Origin of the sequence: Streptomyces sp. RLB3-17, assembly GCF_007113425.2 — a bacterium.
Lineage (GTDB): Bacteria > Actinomycetota > Actinomycetes > Streptomycetales > Streptomycetaceae > Streptomyces > Streptomyces mirabilis_D.
The window spans coordinates 8,336,664-8,355,435 of record NZ_CP041610.2; the positions used below are offsets into that span (position 1 = coordinate 8,336,664).

Here is an 18,772-nt window from a genome sequence, read left to right on the forward strand (position 1 = left end):
TTCTCGCATCCCTGGAGCGCCCCCATGGCGACAGTCCCGACCGCCCTCGCCGGACGCCACTTCCTCAAGGAGCTGGACTTCACCGAGGAGGAGTTTCGCGGTCTGATCGAGCTGGCCGCCGAGCTCAAGGCGGCCAAGAAGGCCGGGGCCGAGACGCAGTACCTGCGGGGCAGGAACATCGCGCTGATCTTCGAGAAGACCTCGACCCGTACGCGCTGCGCCTTCGAGGTCGCCGCCGCGGATCAGGGCGCTTCGACGACGTATCTGGACCCGTCCGGTTCGCAGATAGGCCACAAGGAGTCCGTGAAGGACACCGCGCGTGTGCTCGGCCGGATGTTCGACGCGATCGAGTACCGGGGTGACAGCCAGGCCTCCGTCGAGGAGCTGGCCGCGTACGCCGGAGTGCCCGTCTACAACGGTCTGACCGACGACTGGCACCCCACCCAGATGCTCGCCGACGTGCTCACCATGACCGAGCACTGCGACAAGCCGCTCGGTGAGATCGCCTTCGCCTACCTGGGTGACGCCCGTTTCAACATGGGCAACTCCTACCTGGTCACCGGCGCGCTGCTCGGCATGGACGTCCGGATCGTCGCCCCGCAGGCCTACTGGCCCGCCGAGGAGATCGTCGCCGAGGCCCGCAAGCTCGCCGAGAGCAACGGCGGGCGCGTCACCCTCACCGAACACCTCGGCCAGGGCGTCCACGGCGCCGACTTCGTCGCCACCGACGTCTGGGTCTCGATGGGCGAGCCCAAGGAGGTGTGGGACGAGCGCATCGCCGCGCTGTCCCCGTACGCCGTGACCATGGACGTGCTGCGCGCCACCGGCAACCCGGACGTGAAGTTCCTGCACTGCCTGCCGGCCTTCCACGACCTGGGCACCAAGGTCGGCCGCGAGATCCACGAGACCCACGGCCTCGACTCGCTGGAGGTCACCGACGAGGTGTTCGAGTCGGCGCACTCGGTCGTCTTCGACGAGGCCGAGAACCGGCTGCACACCATCAAGGCGATCATGGTCGCCACCCTGGGCCGACCGGGAATCCCCGAGGTCCTGGCCTGACGGAGGTCCCCGCAGGCCTTATCCTGACCGGCGGTCCGGAGCCACCCCTTCCGTGACCGCCGTGCGACCGACCCCGTCGCACCCCGCACCACCGGAAATGAGCACCACCCGCATGTCCGCTCCACGCATCAAGTCCCCCCAGCTGCTGATGGCCGAATCGGGCGCCGACCGCGAAGGTCATGGCCTCAAGCGGACCATGGGTCTCTTCCAGCTCATCTGCTTCGGCGTCGGCGCGATCGTCGGCACCGGAATCTTCGTCGGGCTCTCCGACTCGGTCGCACAGGCCGGACCCGCCGTGGTCGTGTCGTTCATCCTCGCGGCGATCACCTGCGTCTTCACCGCGTTCTCCTTCGCCGAGCTCGGCGGCGCGATCCCGGTCTCCGGATCCTCGTACTCCTTCGCCTACGCGGGACTGGGCGAGGGCACGGCCTTCCTCGTCGGCTGGTGTCTGCTCCTGGAGTACGGCGTCTCCGTGTCGGCCGTGGCGGTCGGCTGGAGCCAGTACGTCAACGAGCTGCTGCACAGCCTCATGGGCGTGCGGCTGCCCGCCGCGCTCTCGGCCGGCCCGTCCGACGGCGGGATCGTCAACCTTCCCGCGGTCATCGTGATCGCGCTGGCCTCGGTCCTGCTGATCCGCGGGGTGCGCGAGAGCGCCCGGGCGACCGCGGCCATGGCCGTGCTGAAGCTCGTCGTGCTCGTCGCCTTCTGCGCGATCGGGTTCAGCGCCTTCAAGCACGGCAACCTCACGCCGTTCTCCCCGGCCGGGCTGGGCGGTATCGGCGCGGGCACCACGGCGGCCTTCTTCTCGTACATCGGCTTCGACGCGATCACCACCGCCGGCGAGGAGGCCAAGGACCCCCGCCGCAACATCCCGATCGCCATCCTGGTCTGCATCGGTCTGGTCACCCTGCTGTACTGCGCGGTGGCCCTCGCGGCGATCGGCGCCGTCGGCGGCGACGCGGTCGCCGGGCGGCCCGCCGCGCTGTCGTACGTCGTCAACGTGGTCACCGGCTCCACGGTCGGCGCAGGGGTCGTCGCGTTCGGAGCGGTCGTCGCCATCGCCTCCGTCGTGCTCGCGGTGATGTACGGACAGACCCGCATCCTCATGTCCATGTCCCGTGACGGGCTCGTGCCGCGCGTCTTCGAGAAGATCTCGCCGAGGACCTCGACACCGGTCGCGGGAACCCTGATCGTCGCCATCGTCTTCGCCGTCCCGGCGGCCTTCGCCCCGCTCGACGCCGTCGTCAACCTGACGACGATCGGCACGCTCGCCACCATGGCCGCCGTCAATGTCGCGGTGATCGCGCTGCGGCGCCGGCAACCGGGTCTTGCCAGGACGTTCCGGGTGCCGCTCTACCCCGTGGTGCCGCTGCTCGGCATCGGCTTCTGTCTGTACCTGATGTACGAGACGGGCTGGACGACCTGGATCCAGTTCGTGTGCTTCCTGGCGGCCGGCTTCGTCGTGTACGTGCTCTACGGGCGCCGCAACTCCCGGCTGGCCGCGGCTGCAGCCGTTCCCGGAGCCGTTCCCGGCGCCGGGATCACGCCGGACGCCGCTGAGCGGGCACCACAGGCAGTCTGAACCAGACCGCCTTGCCGGAGCCGGTGGGGCGGTGGCCGCAGGAGGAGCTGAGGGTGCGGATCAGGAGGAGGCCGCGTCCGTGCTCCTGCCAGGGATCGGGCTCACCGGGCGGCTCCGGGACCGTGAGGTTGCCGGGCGGCTCCGGGTCCGGGTCGTGCACCTCGACCTGACAGCCGGTCGGCATCAGCTCCACGACCAGCTCTATGGGACCGTCCCCCGCGGTGTGCTCCACGGCGTTGGCGACCAGCTCCGCGGTGAGCAGTTCCGCGGTGTCGCTGTCGGCCGCGTGCTTCAGCTCGGCCAGCGCGGTGCGGACCAGGGCGCGGGCGACCGGCACGGCCGCGGCGGTGTGCGGCAGTGCGATGCGCCAGGAGGCGGGGGCGGGAGTGTCGTGCAAGGTGGGTCCGTTCATGGAGCAGGCTGTCCTGCTTTCAACCTGAGGAATGGTACGGCGCGGCCGGACGGAGGCGTCGGGCGGGCGCTTTCCAGGACATTCGGTGGGCGCCCTCCCAGGACGTTCGGCTCGGCATCAGGACCCGTACCCAGCTCAACGCCCGCCTCCCGCGAGGTGCTCCCGCCGTTACGGGGCTATCGAGAACCCGTGACTCGGTGACGGGAAACGGTCACTTCACGACCGGGTTATTGCGCGGTCGTGACGACAGTCACAGAGTGGTGATAACTTCGTGGAGTAACGACGACCGCTGTCCGGCGCCGTGTGGCGCGGACCGCCGCCCCCGTCCGAGGAGGCCGCCCGTCATGAGTCCCTTCACCGGCTCCGCCGCCCGCACCTCCGACTGGCAGCACCTGAGGTGCGAGGTCGCCGACGGGGTCGCCACGGTCACCCTGGCCCGCCCCGAGAAACTCAACGCCCTCACCTTCGGCGCCTACGCCGACCTGCGCGATCTGCTCGCCGAGCTCTCCCGCGAGCGGTCGGTGCGGGCGCTGGTGCTGGCGGGGGAGGGGCGCGGCTTCTGCTCCGGCGGCGACGTCGACGAGATCATCGGCGCGACCCTGTCCATGGACACCGCCCAGCTCCTCGACTTCAACCGGATGACCGGACAGGTCGTGCGGGCCGTACGGGAGTGCCCGTTCCCGGTGATCGCGGCGGTGCACGGGGTCGCGGCCGGCGCCGGAGCCGTCCTCGCCCTGGCCGCCGACTTCCGGGTGGCCGACCCGAGCGCCCGGTTCGCCTTCCTCTTCACCCGCGTCGGACTGTCCGGCGGCGACATGGGCGCCGCCTATCTGCTGCCCCGGGTCGTCGGGCTCGGTCACGCGACCCGGCTGCTGATGCTCGGCGAACCGGTGCGCGCGCCCGAGGCCGAGCGGATCGGTCTGATCAGCGAGCTGGCCGACGAGGGCGACGCGGACGAGGCCGCCCAGCGGCTGGCCCGCCGCCTGGCCGAGGGCCCGGCTCTCGCGTACGCCCAGACCAAGGCCCTGCTCACCGCCGAACTGGACATGCCCCTCGCCGCCTCCGTCGAGCTCGACGCCTCGACCCAGGCCCTCCTGATGACCGGCGAGGACTACGCCGAGTTCCATGCGGCGTTCACGGAGAAGCGCGCGCCGAAGTGGCGGGGGCGATAGCCGTGGCGACGCGTACGGGCGCGTCGGTGCGTGTCGCCGTCATCGGCGGCGGTCCCGGCGGGCTGTACGCCGCCGCGCTGCTCAAGCGCCTCGACCCGGGCCGCGAGGTCACCGTCTGGGAGCGCAACGCCCCCGACGACACCTTCGGCTTCGGTGTCGTGCTCTCCGACGAGACGCTCGGCGGGATCGAGCACGCCGACCCGGTCGTGTACGCGGCGCTCCAGGACGAGTTCGTGCGCTGGGACGACATCGACATCGTGCACCGGGGCGTGCGCAACACCTCCGGAGGCCACGGCTTCGCGGCGCTCGGCCGGCGCCGGCTCCTGGAGATCCTGCACGAGCGCTGCCGCTCGCTCGGCGTCGAGCTGCGCTTCCGGGCCGAGGCCCCGCCGGTCGCCGAACTGATGACGGCGTACGACCTGGTCGTCGTCGCCGACGGGGTGCACAGCCCGACCCGGGCCGCGTACGCGGAGGTGTTCGGACCGTCGGTCGAGGAGCACCGGTGCCGTTACATCTGGCTCGCCGCCGACTTCGCCTTCGACTCCTTCCGCTTCGAGATCGTGGAGACCGAGCACGGCGTGATGCAGCTGCACGGCTACCCGTACGCGGCCGACGCCTCCACCGTCATCGTCGAGATGCGCGAAGAGGTGTGGCGGGCGGCCGGTTTCGCGGACCTCGACGAACAGGGGTCCGTCGAGCTCTGCGGCAAGATCTTCACGGACGCGCTCGGCGGGCGGCAGCTGCGGTCCAACAAGTCGACGTGGACCACCTTCCGTACGGTGGTCAACGACCGCTGGTCCCACGGCAATCTGGTCCTCCTCGGCGACGCCGCGCACACCGCGCACTTCTCCATCGGCTCCGGCACCAAGCTCGCCGTCGAGGACGCGCTCGCGCTGGCCGCCTGCCTGGAGGAGCGGCCCACCCTCGACGAGGCACTCGCCGCGTACGAGGAGGAGCGGCGCCCTGTCGTCGCGTCCACCCAGCGGGCCGCGCGGGCCAGCCTGGAGTGGTTCGAGAACCTGGGGCTGTATCTCCACCAGCCCGCCCGGCAGTTCGCCTTCAACCTCCTCACGCGCAGCCGCCGCGTCACGCACGACAACCTGCGGCTGCGGGACGCGCACTTCACGGCGGCGGTCGAGCGCGAGTTCGGCTGCCCGCCCGGCACACCGCCGATGTTCACCCCGTTCCGGCTGCGCGGTCTGACCCTGCGCAACCGGGTCGTGGTCTCACCGATGGACATGTACTCGGCCGTGGACGGCGTCCCCGGCGACTTCCACCTCGTCCACCTGGGCGCACGGGCGCTCGGTGGCGCGGGCCTGGTGATGACCGAGATGGTGTGCGTCAGCGCCGAGGGCCGCATCACACCCGGCTGCGCGGGCCTCTACTCACACCGGCAGGCCGAGTCCTGGCGGCGGATCATCCGCTTCGTGCACGCCCAGGCACCCGGCACCGCGATCGGCGTCCAGCTCGGACACTCCGGCCGCAAGGGCTCCACGAAGCTGATGTGGGAGGGCATGGACGAGCCCCTGGAGGAGGGCAACTGGCCGCTCGTGGCCGCCTCCCCGATCCCGTACGGACCGCGCAGCCAGACCCCCCGGCAGCTGTGCCGCGCCCAACTCACCGACATCCGCGAGCAGTTCGCGGCCGCCGCCTGGCGGGCCGCCCGCTGCGGCTTCGACCTCCTCGAACTGCACTGCGCCCACGGCTACCTCCTCTCCGGCTTCCTCTCACCGCTCACCAACCGGCGCACCGACGCCTACGGTGGCTCGCTGGAACGCAGACTGCGCTTCCCGCTGGAGGTCTTCGACGCCGTACGGGCCGTGTGGCCGGAGGAGCGGCCCATGACCGTCCGCATCTCCGCCACCGACTGGGCCGAGGGCGGCAACACCGGGGACGAGGGCGTGGCGATCGCCCGGGCCTTCGCGGCGCACGGCGCCGACGCGGTCGACGTGTCGACCGGGCAGGTGGTCGCCGACGAACAGCCCGAGTACGGCCGGTCGTTCCAGACCCCGTTCGCCGACCGGATCCGCCACGAGACCGGCCTCCCCGTGATCGCCGTCGGCGCGATCTCCTCCTGGGACGACGTCAACTCCCTGATCCTGGCCGGGCGTACGGACCTGTGCGCACTCGCCCGGCCGCATCTCTACGACCCGCACTGGACGCTGCACGCGGCTGCCGAGCAGGGGTACGAGGGTCCGGGCGTCGCCTGGCCCAAGCCCTACCGCGCGGGCAGCCGCCGCCCGCAGACCGGACGCATTGACGCCCCCAAGCCCCGGCTCTCACTGGGGACCTGAGGGCGCGGGGAAGAGCGGCCCCGACGGGAGAGGTAGGCCATACCGAGGTCACACGTCAGTGGGTTCGGTGAAGCTCGCCCCCGCGTCCCGCAGCCGCTGGTGCAGCGCCCGGAACACCGCGGCCGAGCGCGCGCCCGGCCAGTCCTCGGGCAGCAGCGCCGCGGGCAGCCCCGGGTCGGCGTACGGGAGGTGGCGCCAGGTGTCCAGGGCGAGGAGGTAGTCGCGGTACGCCTCCTCGGGCGGGGTGTCCGCGCGCCGCCGCCAGTCGCGCAGCACGGTCGCGTGCTGGTCGAGGAAGGCCTCGTGCTGCTTGGCGATCGCCGCCAGGTCCCACCAGCGCGCGACCGCGTCCGCCGTCGCCGCGAAGCCCAGGTGCTCCCCGCGGAACAGCTCCACGTAAGGGTCGAGCCGCAGCCGCGCCAGGGTGTGCCGGGTCTCCTCGTAGAGCCGCGCGGGGGCGAGCCAGACGCCGGGGGCCGCCGTCCCGAAGCCGAGACCGGCGAGACGTGAGCGCAGTACGTGCCGCTTCTGCCGCTCGGACTCCGGCACGGAGAAGACGGCGAGCACCCAGCCCTCGTCCTCGGGGGGCGCCGCCGCGTACACCCGCCGGTCGCCGTCCTCCAGCAGTTGGCGGGCGTCCGGCGACAGCGCGTACCCCGCGCCGCCCGCCGCCGTACGGGCCGGTTCGAGCAGTCCGCGGCGCTTGAGCCGGGACACCGACGAGCGTACGGAGGGCGCGTCGACGCCGACCGCGGCGAGGAGCCGGATCAACTCGGCCACCGGCACGGGGCCGGGCATGAAACGGCCGTACGCGCCGTAGAACGTGACGATGAGGGACCGGGGGGCGTGCTGCTCTGACACGTTGATCACTCTAGTGCGCGAAGATCACTTGGGACCGCCGCCGGTGGACAACTCACCCTCCGGCGCGGGCGGCGGCGGGCTCTCCCCGCTCACCGGCGGAACGTCCGCGCGCAGCCGGAAGCGTTGCAGCTTTCCGGTCGCCGTCCGCGGCAGCGAGTCCAGGAAGACGAACTCGCGAGGGCATTTGTACGGCGCCAGCTCCGACTTGAGGAAGGCGCGCAGCGCCTCGACGTCCCTGTGCGCCCCCTCTCTGAGGACCGCGTACGCCACCGCCACCTGCCCGCGCGCCTCGTCGGGTCGCCCCACGACCGCCGTCTCGACCACGTCCGGGTGGCGCAGCAGGGCGTCCTCGACCTCGGGCCCGGCGATGTTGTACCCCGCCGAGACGATCATGTCGTCGGCGCGGGCGACATACCGGAAGTAGCCGTCGAGGTCGCGCACGTAGGTGTCGCCGGTGATGTTCCAGCCGCCGCGCACGTACTCCCGCTGCCGTGGGTCGCTGAGATAGCGGCAGCCCACCGGGCCGCGCACCGCGAGCAGTCCGGGCTCGCCGTCCGGCACGGGCGTCCCCTCGGCGTCGACGACCCGCGCCTGCCACCCCGGTACGGGGACGCCCGTCGTCCCGGGGCGGATGTGCTCGTCGGCCGCGGAGATGAAGATGTGCAGCAGTTCGGTGGCGCCGATGCCGTTGATGATGCGCAGTCCGGTGCGGCTGTGCCAGGCACGCCAGGTCGCGGCGGGCAGGTTCTCGCCCGCGGACACACAGCGCCGCAGCGAGCTCGTGTCGTGCTCGTCCAGCTCCGCCAGCATCGCCCGGTAGGCGGTCGGTGCGGTGAACAGCACCGAGACGCGGTGCTCGGTGATCGCGGGCAACAGCTGCTTGGGGCCCGCCTGTTCGAGCAGCAGGGAGCAGGCGCCGGCGCGCATCGGGAAGACGACGAGGCCGCCGAGCCCGAAGGTGAAGCCCAGCGGGGGACTGCCGGTGAAGACGTCGTCCTCGCGCGGCCGCAGCACATGCTTCGAGAAGGTGTCCGCTATGGCCAGCACATCCCGGTGGAAGTGCACACAGCCCTTGGGACGGCCGGTGGTGCCGGAGGTGAAGGCGATCAGCGCGACGTCGTCGGCGGCCGTGTCGACCGCCGTGAACGGCTCGTCCGGGGCGCCCGTGATGCGCAGCAGCAGGTCGTCGGGCGCGTCCCCGCCGTACGTCGTGATCCGCAGCCCCGGGATCTCCGCCTTCGCCAGGTCGTCGACCGACCGTACGTCGCACAGCGCGTGGGTGGCGTGGGCGATGGCGCACATGGTGGTCAGCTCGTGCGGGCGCTGCTGGGCGAGCACCGTGACGGCGACCCCGCCCGCCTTCAGGACCGCCAGCCAGCACGCGGCGAGCCAGGGTGTGGTGGGCCCGCGCAGCAGCACCCGGTTGCCGGGCACGACGCCCAGTTCGGTGGTCAGGACGTGGGCGATCCGGTCCACCCGGGCGAGGAGGTGCCCGTACGTCCACACGTCGCCGGACGGCGTGCGGAAGGCTGGGCGCTGCGGTGGCTTGCCGCCGAGGAGTTCGGCGGCGCAGTTCAGCCGTTCGGGGTAGTGCAGCTCGGGCAGGTCGAAGGGGAGTTCGGGCCACTGCTCGGGGGGCGGGAGATGGTCGCGGGCGAAGGTGTCGACGTGGGCCGAGGTCGTCGGCTCCAGGGTGTCGCCGTCCATGGAGGTTCGCCCCCTTGTCGTGGTGGGCTCGCAGCGCTCAGCTCGTGGCTCTCGGTGTTCTCGGTGCTCAGCTCTCGGTGCTCTCGGCTCGCGTCTCGCACAAGGAGCGTATCGTGTTGGTGACGACAGTCAACGTCTCGCGATAGCCTGGGGTCCCGCAGTCCGACGGCGGAGAGGGAACCGGCAATGACCGCATTCTCGCTCGATCCGGTACAGACCGCCTGGTGTGCCGAGCTGCGCGCGCTGGCCGAGGAGCGGTTGCGCCCGCTGGCGGAGAAGGGCGAGCCGGGCCACGTCAACCGCGCTCTTGTCGCCGAGTTGGGCCGGCTCGGGCTGCTCGCCCGCCTGTTCACCTCGGGTGCGCTCGATCTGTGCCTGATGCGGGAGTCCTTGGCGCGCGGCTGCACCGAGGCCGAGACGGCACTCGCCCTGCAGGGCCTCGGTGCGCATCCGGTGCACGCGTACGGCACCCGGGCGCAGCGCGAGCGCTGGCTGCCCCGGGTCGCGGACGGGAGCGCGGTGGCCGCGTTCGCGCTCAGCGAGCCGGGCGCGGGCTCGGACGCGGCGGCGTTGGCGCTCCGCGCGGACCGGGACGCCGCACGGGCGCCCACGTCCGCACCGGGGCCCGGCGAAGCCGCACCCGCGGCCCGCGGGGCCTCGTCCGCCGCCTCCGGAGCGGCGCCCGGAGTTCCCGGAGCCGTGCCCGCGGCCCCCGGAACCCTGCCCGCGGACCCCGGTTCCTCGCCGGCGGCCTCTGGAGTCGAGCCCGGAGTCCCCGGAGTCGCGTCTGCGGTCCCCGGAACCCTGCCTGCGCATCCCGGTTCCTCGCCCGCGGCCTCTGGGGTCGCGCCCGGAGTCCCCGGAGTCGCGCCCGCGGCCTCCGGTACCGTGCCCGCGGGCCCCGGGCCGTCCGGCGTCGAGGCGCAGGAGTCGCCCGTTGCCGAGCGGGACGGCTGGGGGAGCTGGCGGCTCAGTGGGGAGAAGTGCTGGATCTCCAACGCGCCCGAGGCCGACTTCTACACCGTCTTCGCGCGGACCACCCCGGGCGCCGGAGCCCGTGGCGTCACCGCCTTCCTGGTGCCCGCCGACCGGCCGGGCCTCACCGGCACCCCGCTCGACATGCTCTCCCCGCACCCCATCGGCGCCCTCGCCTTCGACGCCGTGCCGGTGACGGCGGACGACGTGCTCGGCGAGCCCGACCGCGGTTTCCGGGTCGCGATGCACACCCTCAACCTCTTCCGCCCGAGCGTGGGCGCCTTCGCGGTCGGCATGGCGGAGGCGGCCCTCGCGGCGACGCTCACGCACACGGCAGGGCGTGAGGCGTTCGGCGGCAGGCTGAAGGACCTGCAGACGGTGGCTCACCAGGTCGCCGAGATGGCGATGCGTACGGAGGCGGCCCGCCTGATGGTCTACGCGGCGGCGGCGGCGTACGACGAAGGGGCCCCGGACGTGCCCCGGCGCGCGGCGATGGCGAAGCTGCTGGCGACCGAGACGGCCCAGTACGTGGTCGACGCGGCGGTCCAACTGCACGGCGCCCGTGCCCTGCGCCGCGGCCATCTCCTCGAACACCTCTACCGGGAGGTCCGCGCGCCCCGTATCTACGAAGGCGCCAGCGAGGTCCAGCGGGCGGTCATCGCCAAGGAGCTGTACGCGTCGGTGGAGGCCCCGTGAGCGTCGAGAGCCTGGAGGTCCAGTGAGCACCGAGCGCGTCAACCCGCCCGAACTCTCCCCGCCCACCGGCTTCTCGCACGCCGTCGTCGCCACCGGCACCCGCGTGGTCTTCCTGGCGGGCCAGACCGCGCTGGACACGGACGGGAAGGTGGTCGGCGCGACGCTCCCGGAGCAGTTCGAGAAGGCGCTGACCAACCTGCTGACGGCGTTGCGGGCCGCGGGCGGCACCCCGGCCGACCTCGCGCGGGTCACGGTCTATGCCACCGATGTCGCGGACTACCGTGCGCGGGCCCCCGAACTCGGCCGCGTCTGGCGGCGGTTGGCGGGACGGGACTATCCCGCGATGGCCGTCGTCGGCGCCGCCCGCCTCTGGGACGAACAGGCCCTGGTCGAACTCGACGGTTTCGCGGTGCTGCCGTAACACCTCGCTCCGGAACTCCCCGAACTCCCCGAACTCCCGGAACCCCCGGAGGGACTAGGCGGCGACGGCCAGCCGCTCGGCGAACACCCGGTGCGGAGCGACCACGCTGCCGTCGGGGAGCAGTTCACCGCTGTCGTCGAAGACGATCGCGCCGTTGCACAGCAGGCTCCAGCCCTGCTCGGGGTGGGCCGACACGATGTGCGGAGCCTTGGAGTCCGCGGACGGGCACAGAGTTTGGTGGGAACACATGACGCACCTCCACGTCGGATGCGATGAGTGTCGACGGCGCTGTCGCCGCCTCGCATAGGTAAGACCATGCTCCCGTGGCGAACTCATCGGAACCGCCGGTCGAGAAGCGTGACAACACGCGGACAACTCTCGAACGTTCCCATGACGCACGGACCCGACCCGCGACGGGCCGGCCCCGCCATGGACGGGACGCGCCTGAACCGGACCCCCTGTACCGGACCCCCTGTACCGGACCCGCCGTACAGCGGACTCGCCACCAAAGGGGTGAGGATCACCGCCTCGGGCCCCTGCGCCCGGTACCTGTGGAGCCCCCACGTTCCAGGAGGTACCTCATGCCCTTGCGCCAGGTCATCGGCGCGGCCACCGGCGCCGCGCTCCTGCTGCTGTTCGCCCCGTCCGCCGTCGCCCTGTCCGTCGGCGCCCTGTCGGACCCGTCCGAGACGGTCACCGTCGACGCGACCGGTCACCTCGCCGCCGACGGAACCGTCACCCTCTCCGGCACCTACCGCTGCCTGGGCCGTACGGGGCCGGTGCTCGTCTCCTCGTCGGTGTCGCAGGGCGACACCCGGATCCGCTACGGCATCGGCGGCAGCGCGGCGGTCTGCGACGGCGCGGAGCACCGCTGGACCAACTCGGAGAGGCGCACACCCGGCACCCTCGCACCGGGGGCCGCCCATGTCGAGGCCACCCTGATGGAACTGAGCCCCGCCCTGGGCGGTCTGCCGCTGCCGCTGTTCCACGCGATGCAGCAGCAGGACATCACCCTCATGGAGGGCTGAGCCGGCGCACGGGCGGGACGGGACGGCACACGGCGGGCTCGCCGGAGGGCGACACGAAGTCGCCCTCCGGCGAGCCCCACCACCTGCCGGTCGTCCTAGATGTCCCGGAACGTCTCGATCTGCGCTCCGATCGAGTTGAGCCGCTCGGCCAGGTCCTCGTAGCCGCGGTTGATGACGTACACGTTGCGCAGCACGGACGTGCCGTCGGCCGCCATCATCGCCAGCAGCACGACGACGGCCGGGCGCAGCGCGGGCGGGCACATCATCTCGGCGGCGCGCCAGCGGGTCGGGCCCTCGACCAGCACGCGGTGCGGGTCGAGGAGCTGCAGCCGGCCGCCGAGCCGGTTGAGGTCGGTCAGGTAGATGGCCCGGTTGTCGTAGACCCAGTCGTGGATGAGGGTCTTGCCCTGTGCGGAGGCCGCGATGGCCGCGAAGAACGGCACGTTGTCGATGTTCAGGCCCGGGAACGGCATCGGGTGGATCTTGTCGATCGGCGCCTCGAGCTTGGAGGGCCGTACGGTCAGGTCCACCAGCCGCGTACGGCCGTTGTCGGCGAAGTACTCCGGTGTGCGGTCGTGGTCGAGGCCCATCTCCTCCAGCACCGCGAGCTCGATCTCCAGGAACTCGATCGGCACCCGGCGTACCGTCAGCTCCGACTCGGTGACCACCGCGGCGGCCAGCAGGCTCATCGCCTCGACCGGGTCCTCGGAGGGCGAGTAGTCCACGTCCACGTCGATGTTCGGCACGCCGTGGACGGTGAGCGTGGTCGTGCCGACGCCCTCCACCCGTACGCCGAGTGCCTCCAGGAAGAAGCAGAGGTCCTGGACCATGTAGTTGGAGGAGGCGTTGCGGATGACGGTCACGCCGTCGTGGCGGGCGGCGGCGAGCAGCGCGTTCTCGGTGACGGTGTCCCCGCGCTCGGTCAGCACGATGGGCCGACCGGGGGAGACGGCCCGGTCGACCTGGGCGTGGTAGAGCCCCTCGGTGGCGGCGATGTCGAGTCCGAACCGCCGCAGCGCGATCATGTGCGGCTCGATGGTCCTGGTGCCGAGGTCGCAACCGCCCGCGTACGGCAGCCTGAAGGTGTCCATACGGTGCAGCAGCGGGCCGAGGAACATGATGATCGACCGCGTCCGGCGGGCGGCCTCGGCGTCGATCGCCTCCATGTCCAGCTCGCTCGGGGGCACGATCTCGAGGTCGACCCCGTCGTTGATCCAGCGGGTGCGGACGCCGATCGAGCCGAGCACCTCCAGAAGGCGGTAGACCTCTTCGATCCGGGCCACCCGGCGGAGCACCGTGCGCCCCTTGTTCAGGAGCGTCGCGCACAGCAGTGCGACGCAGGCGTTCTTACTGGTCTTGACATCGATCGAGCCGGACAGACGACGTCCGCCGACCACGCGCAGATGCATCGGACCCGCGTAGCCCAGAGAGACGATTTCGCTGTCCAGGGCTTCACCGATTCGAGCGATCATCTCAAGGCTGATGTTTTGGTTGCCGCGCTCGATGCGATTGACGGCGCTCTGACTTGTGCCGAGTGCCTCGGCGAGCTGCGACTGTGTCCAGCCCCGGTGTTGCCGGGCGTCACGGATGAGCTTGCCGATGCGTACGAGGTAGTCGTCTGCCATGGCGCGACCGTATATCTGATGTGAGATAAAGAGAAACGGAGCGCACCCGTCCGGGTAGTGGGGTACAGCACACCGCACCCGCGCGGGAGTTCGGGTGCGGCACCGTGGCGGCACGGCGATTCGGTCAGCGTTCCCGTCGACGCGTCGTGCGCCGCCAGCCGAAGGGGCCCGGCAGATCCATCGACGTGGTGCGGCGTCCGGTGCTGCTGCGGGTGTGGTGCGGCCCGTGCCGGCCGCCCGTGGTGATCGACCACGAGTGCCGGTTGATGTTCAGCCGCACCCCGGGAAGGATGCGGAAGCTCTTGCGGAACGTGAGAGGCATGATTGGTCCCCCTTGGGGCAGTTCACGGCATTCCTGTCGTTTCGCGCCGCCGACTGCGGCGCGTCCCGTTCCCAGTACCCCGAAGCGGGCGATGGTTGCCTGTGAACTCCCGGCGCGTTCAGCCTCGTTCGGCCGCCCCACGCTCCACGAGCGTCTGGGTGCCGATGACCCCGAGGAGGGCGACCTGCTCGGCGTCCCGCGTTCCCGGCTCCGCCGTGTAGACCATGATGCGCAGGTCGCTGCCCGCGACGCTGAGTACGTCGCAGTCGAGCGTCAGGGGACCCAGCTGCGGATGGTCGATGGTCTTGCGCGAGGCCTCGTGGTGGCCCACGGCCTCGGACTCCCACAGCTCGGCGAACCGGTCGCTGTTCGCGCGCAACTCCTCGACCAGGCGCCGCAGCCGCTGGTCCGCCGGATACCGGCGCGCGGTCGCGCGCAGGTCGGCGACGACGGTGGTCTCGAACTCGCGTCGGGCCTCGGGGGTGTGGCGGACGTGGGTGCCCGGGCCCACGAGGTTGCGCCACACCGCGTTGCGCTCGTTGCCGCGCCACCCGGACGGGTCACCCATCAGGGCCGCGTACAGCGGGTTGGCCAGCAGCAGGTTCCACGCCGCGTCGAAGACCGCGACGGGCGTTCCGGTCAGCCGGTCCAGCATCCGGTGCACGCCGGGGGTGATGTGGGCGGGCACGGTACCGCGTCCCGGCGGGACCAGTCCGGCGAGATGGAAGAGGTGCGCGCGCTCGGTGCCGGACAGTCGAAGCGCCCGGCCGAGCGCCTCGACGATCTGCTCCGAGGGGTTGCTCGCCCGGCCCTGTTCGAGACGGGTGACGTAGTCGACCGAGATCCCGGCCAGCAGGGCCAGCTCCTCGCGGCGCAGTCCGGCCGCGCGCCGGTGCCCGCCGACGGGGAGCCCGGCCGCCTCGGGGGAGACCCGGTCCCGCCAGCGCCGGACCGTCCGCCCGAACTCCGTACTCGCCATGCCCCCACTGTGCACCGGTCCGCCCGCCCGTGCCTGGTACTGGCAGTGCCAGGCACGGGCGGACAGACCCATGACCGCCCGGCCCGCCCCGCCCCGAGTGCGGGCTTGCTCGCCCCGAGCGCGGCGTTTCCCGCCCCGGGCGCCGTCGATAGGGTGTCGCCGTGCCCGCGTATCCGCCGATGCCGTCACGCCTCGAGACCGCCCGGCTGACGCTGCGGCCGTGGTCCGACTCCGATGCCGAGGGACACAGCGCGCTCTTCGCGGAACGGGGTGAGGGGCCGCTCCCGGTCGAACGGAGCCGCGAGATCATCGCGGCCCAGCTCGCCGCGGCGGCGTCGACCGGCATCGCTCTGCTGCCCGTCGACCGCCGCGACACGGGCGCCTTCATCGGCTACTGCGGGCTCCTCGTCGGCCGGGCCTCCCTCGACGAACCCGAGATCGCGTACGAATTGTTCCGGGGCGCGCACGGGCACGGCTACGCGACCGAGGCGGCCTCCGCGGTGCTCGCCGCCGCGAGCACGACCGGGCGCGGGCGGGTCTGGGCGACCGTGCGCACCTGGAACGCCCCGTCGTTCCGCGTCCTCGAAAAGCTCGGGTTCGAGCGGGACCACGTCTCGGCCGACGACCGCGGCGAGCGGGTGTGGCTCACGCGCGCGCTGCCGCGGGCGCGGCGGAGTGCCTGACGGCAGGTCGACAGCATGCCGGGCATGACCCGGGGGCGCCCATGTACTAGAGTTATCTCGACATCGAGATATCTGCCGAGGTGCACCGCAGCCGCACGTTGTCATCGGGTCTGACAGTAAGGCTTACCTAACTTAGCCTTACCTTAGTGGATCGGCCAAGACGTCGTGGCGGCAGGATGCGGTGGGAACGCGCACATCAATGAAGGAGACTGTCGTGTCGGCGAACAGCTTCGACGCCCGCAGCACGCTGCAGGTGGGCGACGAGTCGTACGAGATCTTCCGGCTGGACAAGGTGGAAGGCTCGGCTCGCCTTCCGTACAGCCTGAAGGTGCTGCTGGAGAACCTGCTCCGCACCGAGGACGGCGCGAACATCACCGCCGACCACATCCGGTCGATCGGCAACTGGGACTCCCAGGCGCAGCCGAGCCAGGAGATCCAGTTCACGCCCGCCCGCGTGATCATGCAGGACTTCACCGGCGTGCCCTGTGTCGTCGACCTCGCCACCATGCGTGAGGCCGTCAAGGAGCTCGGCGGCGACCCGGCGAAGATCAACCCGCTGGCCCCGGCCGAGCTGGTCATCGACCACTCCGTCATCGCCGACAAGTTCGGCACCAACGACGCGTTCGCGCAGAACGTCGAGCTGGAGTACGGCCGCAACAAGGAGCGCTACCAGTTCCTGCGCTGGGGCCAGACCGCCTTCGACGAGTTCAAGGTCGTCCCGCCGGGCACCGGCATCGTCCACCAGGTGAACATCGAGCACCTGGCGCGCACGGTCATGGTCCGTAACGGCCAGGCGTACCCCGACACGCTCGTCGGCACCGACTCGCACACCACCATGGTCAACGGCCTCGGTGTGCTCGGCTGGGGCGTCGGCGGCATCGAGGCCGAGGCCGCGATGCTCGGCCAGCCGGTCTCCATGCTCATCCCGCGCGTCGTCGGCTTCAAGCTGACCGGTGAGCTCACCCCCGGCACCACCGCCACCGACCTGGTGCTCACGATCACCGAGATGCTGCGCAAGCACGGCGTCGTCGGCAAGTTCGTCGAGTTCTACGGCGAGGGCGTCGCCGCCACCTCGCTCGCCAACCGCGCCACCATCGGCAACATGTCGCCGGAGTTCGGCTCGACGGCCGCGATCTTCCCGATCGACGCAGAAACGATCAAGTACCTCAAGCTGACCGGCCGCAGCGAGCAGCAGCTCGCGCTCGTCGAGGCGTACGCCAAGGAGCAGGGCCTCTGGCTCGACCCGGCCGCCGAGCCCGACTTCTCCGAGAAGCTGGAGCTGGACCTCTCGACGGTCGTCCCGTCGATCGCCGGCCCGAAGCGCCCGCAGGACCGGATCGTCCTGGCCAACGCCGCGCAGCAGTTCGCGCAGGACGTGCGCAACTACGTCGACGAGGACGACGAGGCGGGCAAGGAGTCCTTCCCGGCCTCCGACTCCCCGGCCTCCGCCAACGGCGTACCGACCCGTCCGACCACGGTCACCGCCCCCGACGGCTCGACCTACGAGATCGACCACGGCGCGGTGACGGTCGCGGCCATCACCTCCTGCACCAACACCTCGAACCCGTACGTCATGGTCGCCGCCGCGCTGGTGGCCAAGAAGGCGGTCGAGAAGGGCCTGACCCGCAAGCCGTGGGTCAAGACCACCCTCGCCCCGGGCTCCAAGGTCGTCACCGACTACTTCGACAAGGCGGGGCTCACCCCCTACCTCGACAAGGTCGGCTTCAACCTCGTCGGCTACGGCTGCACCACCTGCATCGGCAACTCCGGCCCGCTGCCGGAGGAGGTCTCCAAGGCCGTCAACGACCACGACCTCGCCGTCACCTCGGTCCTCTCCGGCAACCGGAACTTCGAGGGCCGCATCAACCCCGACGTCAAGATGAACTACCTGGCCTCCCCGCCGCTGGTCGTCGCGTACGCGCTCGCGGGCTCCATGAAGGTGGACATCACCAAGGACGCGCTGGGCATCGACCAGGACGGCAAGCCGGTCTACCTGGCCGACATCTGGCCCTCCGAGGCCGAGGTCAACGACGTCGTGGCGAACGCCATCGGCGAGGACATGTTCAACAAGTCCTACCAGGACGTCTTCGCGGGCGACGCCCAGTGGCAGGCGCTGCCGATCCCGACCGGCAACACCTTCGAGTGGGACCCGCAGTCCACCTACGTCCGCAAGCCCCCGTACTTCGAGGGCATGGCGCACGAGCCGTCCCCGGTCACCGACATCGCCGGTGCCCGTGTGCTCGCCAAGCTGGGCGACTCGGTCACCACCGACCACATCTCCCCGGCCGGCGCCATCAAGGCCGACACCCCGGCCGGCAAGTACCTCACCGAGCACGGTGTGGAGCGTCGTGACTTCAACTCCTACGGCTCGCGCCGAGGCAACCACGAGGTCATGATCCGCGGCACGTTCGCCAACATCCGCCTGCGCAACCAGATCGCGCCGGGCACGGAGGGCGGCTACACCCGCGACTTCACCGTCGAGGGCGCGCCCGTCGCGTTCATCTACGACGCCTCGCGCAACTACATCGAGCAGGGCACCCCGCTGGTCATCCTGGCCGGCAAGGAGTACGGCTCCGGCTCGTCCCGCGACTGGGCCGCCAAGGGCACCGCGCTCCTCGGCGTCAAGGCCGTCATCGCCGAGTCGTACGAGCGCATCCACCGCTCGAACCTCATCGGCATGGGCGTCCTGCCGCTCCAGTTCCCGGAGGGCGCCACCGCCGAGGCCCTCGGCCTCACCGGCGAGGAGACCTTCTCCTTCACCGGCGTCGAGGAGCTCAACAACGGCACCACCCCGCGCACGGTGAAGGTCACCACCGACACCGGCGTCGAGTTCGACGCGGTCGTCCGCATCGACACCCCCGGCGAGGCGGACTACTACCGCAACGGCGGCATCATGCAGTACGTGCTGCGCAACCTGATCCGCAAGTAGGCGATCCGGTAGAGCGGCCGGGCCGCA

At 71.5% G+C, this 18,772-nt stretch carries 16 protein-coding genes; 9 read left to right on the top strand and 7 right to left on the bottom strand.

The genetic code is table 11. The features are described 5' to 3' along the window. The first annotated feature begins 24 nt into the window (after positions 1 to 24). Entirely contained in the window at positions 25 to 1,059 is a 1,035-nt protein-coding gene (gene argF, locus FNV62_RS37500) for an ornithine carbamoyltransferase (protein ID WP_060897578.1), read from the top strand. 112 nt (positions 1,060 to 1,171) lie between these two features. Continuing rightward, positions 1,172 to 2,641, top strand: a complete 1,470-nt coding sequence (locus FNV62_RS37505) for an amino acid permease (RefSeq protein WP_143603169.1) — start codon at positions 1,172 to 1,174, stop codon at positions 2,639 to 2,641. Here FNV62_RS37505 and FNV62_RS37510 read toward each other — a convergent pair. Then, on the bottom strand, positions 2,601 to 3,053 hold the full coding sequence (locus FNV62_RS37510) for an ATP-binding protein (RefSeq protein ID WP_060897576.1): 453 nt from the start codon (positions 3,051 to 3,053) through the stop codon (positions 2,601 to 2,603). The two genes, FNV62_RS37505 and FNV62_RS37510, sit on opposite strands and share 41 nt — an antisense overlap. 344 nt (positions 3,054 to 3,397) lie before the next feature. On the opposite strand from FNV62_RS37510, the gene FNV62_RS37515 reads away from it, so the two are divergent. Both FNV62_RS37515 and FNV62_RS37520 read left to right on the top strand, forming a co-directional pair. Continuing rightward, positions 3,398 to 4,225 carry an enoyl-CoA hydratase family protein gene (locus FNV62_RS37515; RefSeq protein WP_054234037.1) on the top strand — a complete coding sequence of 276 codons (828 nt, stop codon included), beginning with the start codon at positions 3,398 to 3,400 and terminating at the stop codon, positions 4,223 to 4,225. Next, complete coding sequence (locus tag FNV62_RS37520; RefSeq protein ID WP_399223024.1) at positions 4,210 to 6,519, top strand: bifunctional salicylyl-CoA 5-hydroxylase/oxidoreductase; 2,310 nt, start codon at positions 4,210 to 4,212, stop codon at positions 6,517 to 6,519. Before FNV62_RS37515 ends, FNV62_RS37520 begins: the two co-directional genes overlap by 16 nt. A 48-nt stretch (positions 6,520 to 6,567) precedes the next feature. Here FNV62_RS37520 and FNV62_RS37525 read toward each other — a convergent pair whose 3' ends face one another. Both FNV62_RS37525 and FNV62_RS37530 read right to left on the bottom strand, forming a co-directional pair. Beyond that, positions 6,568 to 7,389: a PaaX family transcriptional regulator C-terminal domain-containing protein gene (locus FNV62_RS37525; protein ID WP_143628424.1), complete on the bottom strand. Its 822-nt coding sequence runs from the start codon at positions 7,387 to 7,389 to the stop codon at positions 6,568 to 6,570. Positions 7,390 to 7,404: 15 nt separating this feature from the next. Continuing rightward, complete coding sequence (locus tag FNV62_RS37530) at positions 7,405 to 9,087, bottom strand: AMP-binding protein (RefSeq protein WP_144315832.1); 1,683 nt, start codon at positions 9,085 to 9,087, stop codon at positions 7,405 to 7,407. Between the two features lie 186 nt (positions 9,088 to 9,273). Between FNV62_RS37530 and FNV62_RS37535 the strand changes: the two genes are divergently transcribed. After that, the gene (locus tag FNV62_RS37535; RefSeq protein WP_143628427.1) at positions 9,274 to 10,758 is read left to right on the top strand and encodes an acyl-CoA dehydrogenase family protein; all 1,485 of its coding nucleotides are present in this window, start codon (positions 9,274 to 9,276) and stop codon (positions 10,756 to 10,758) included. A 22-nt stretch (positions 10,759 to 10,780) separates the two neighbouring features. Further along, positions 10,781 to 11,179: a RidA family protein gene (locus FNV62_RS37540; protein WP_054234033.1), complete on the top strand. Its 399-nt coding sequence runs from the start codon at positions 10,781 to 10,783 to the stop codon at positions 11,177 to 11,179. A 54-nt stretch (positions 11,180 to 11,233) separates the two neighbouring features. Here FNV62_RS37540 and FNV62_RS37545 read toward each other — a convergent pair whose 3' ends face one another. Beyond that, on the bottom strand, positions 11,234 to 11,428 hold the full coding sequence (locus tag FNV62_RS37545) for a DUF5999 family protein (RefSeq protein ID WP_054234032.1): 195 nt from the start codon (positions 11,426 to 11,428) through the stop codon (positions 11,234 to 11,236). 332 nt (positions 11,429 to 11,760) lie between these two features. Between FNV62_RS37545 and FNV62_RS37550 the strand changes: the two genes are divergently transcribed. Beyond that, the gene (locus FNV62_RS37550) at positions 11,761 to 12,207 is read left to right on the top strand and encodes a DUF6299 family protein (protein WP_054234031.1); all 447 of its coding nucleotides are present in this window, start codon (positions 11,761 to 11,763) and stop codon (positions 12,205 to 12,207) included. 95 nt (positions 12,208 to 12,302) lie between these two features. Here the strand turns inward: FNV62_RS37550 and FNV62_RS37555 are convergent, their stop codons facing one another. From FNV62_RS37555 to FNV62_RS37565, 3 genes are all read right to left on the bottom strand, one after another. Beyond that, complete coding sequence (locus tag FNV62_RS37555; protein WP_054234030.1) at positions 12,303 to 13,832, bottom strand: helix-turn-helix domain-containing protein; 1,530 nt, start codon at positions 13,830 to 13,832, stop codon at positions 12,303 to 12,305. A gap of 124 nt (positions 13,833 to 13,956) precedes the next feature. Then, entirely contained in the window at positions 13,957 to 14,154 is a 198-nt protein-coding gene (locus tag FNV62_RS37560) for a DUF4236 domain-containing protein (RefSeq protein ID WP_054234029.1), read from the bottom strand. A 118-nt stretch (positions 14,155 to 14,272) separates the two neighbouring features. Next, entirely contained in the window at positions 14,273 to 15,133 is an 861-nt protein-coding gene (locus tag FNV62_RS37565; protein ID WP_097289254.1) for a helix-turn-helix transcriptional regulator, read from the bottom strand. A gap of 179 nt (positions 15,134 to 15,312) precedes the next feature. On the opposite strand from FNV62_RS37565, the gene FNV62_RS37570 reads away from it, so the two are divergent. Together FNV62_RS37570 and acnA are read left to right on the top strand one after the other, a co-directional pair. Continuing rightward, a complete protein-coding gene (locus FNV62_RS37570) occupies positions 15,313 to 15,816 on the top strand; it encodes a GNAT family N-acetyltransferase (protein WP_097286568.1) in 504 nt (167 codons plus the stop codon). 214 nt (positions 15,817 to 16,030) lie between these two features. Continuing rightward, positions 16,031 to 18,745 (top strand): aconitate hydratase AcnA, encoded by a 2,715-nt coding sequence (gene acnA / locus FNV62_RS37575; protein WP_097286569.1) that lies wholly within the window; start codon positions 16,031 to 16,033, stop codon positions 18,743 to 18,745. Positions 18,746 to 18,772: the final 27 nt, after the last annotated feature.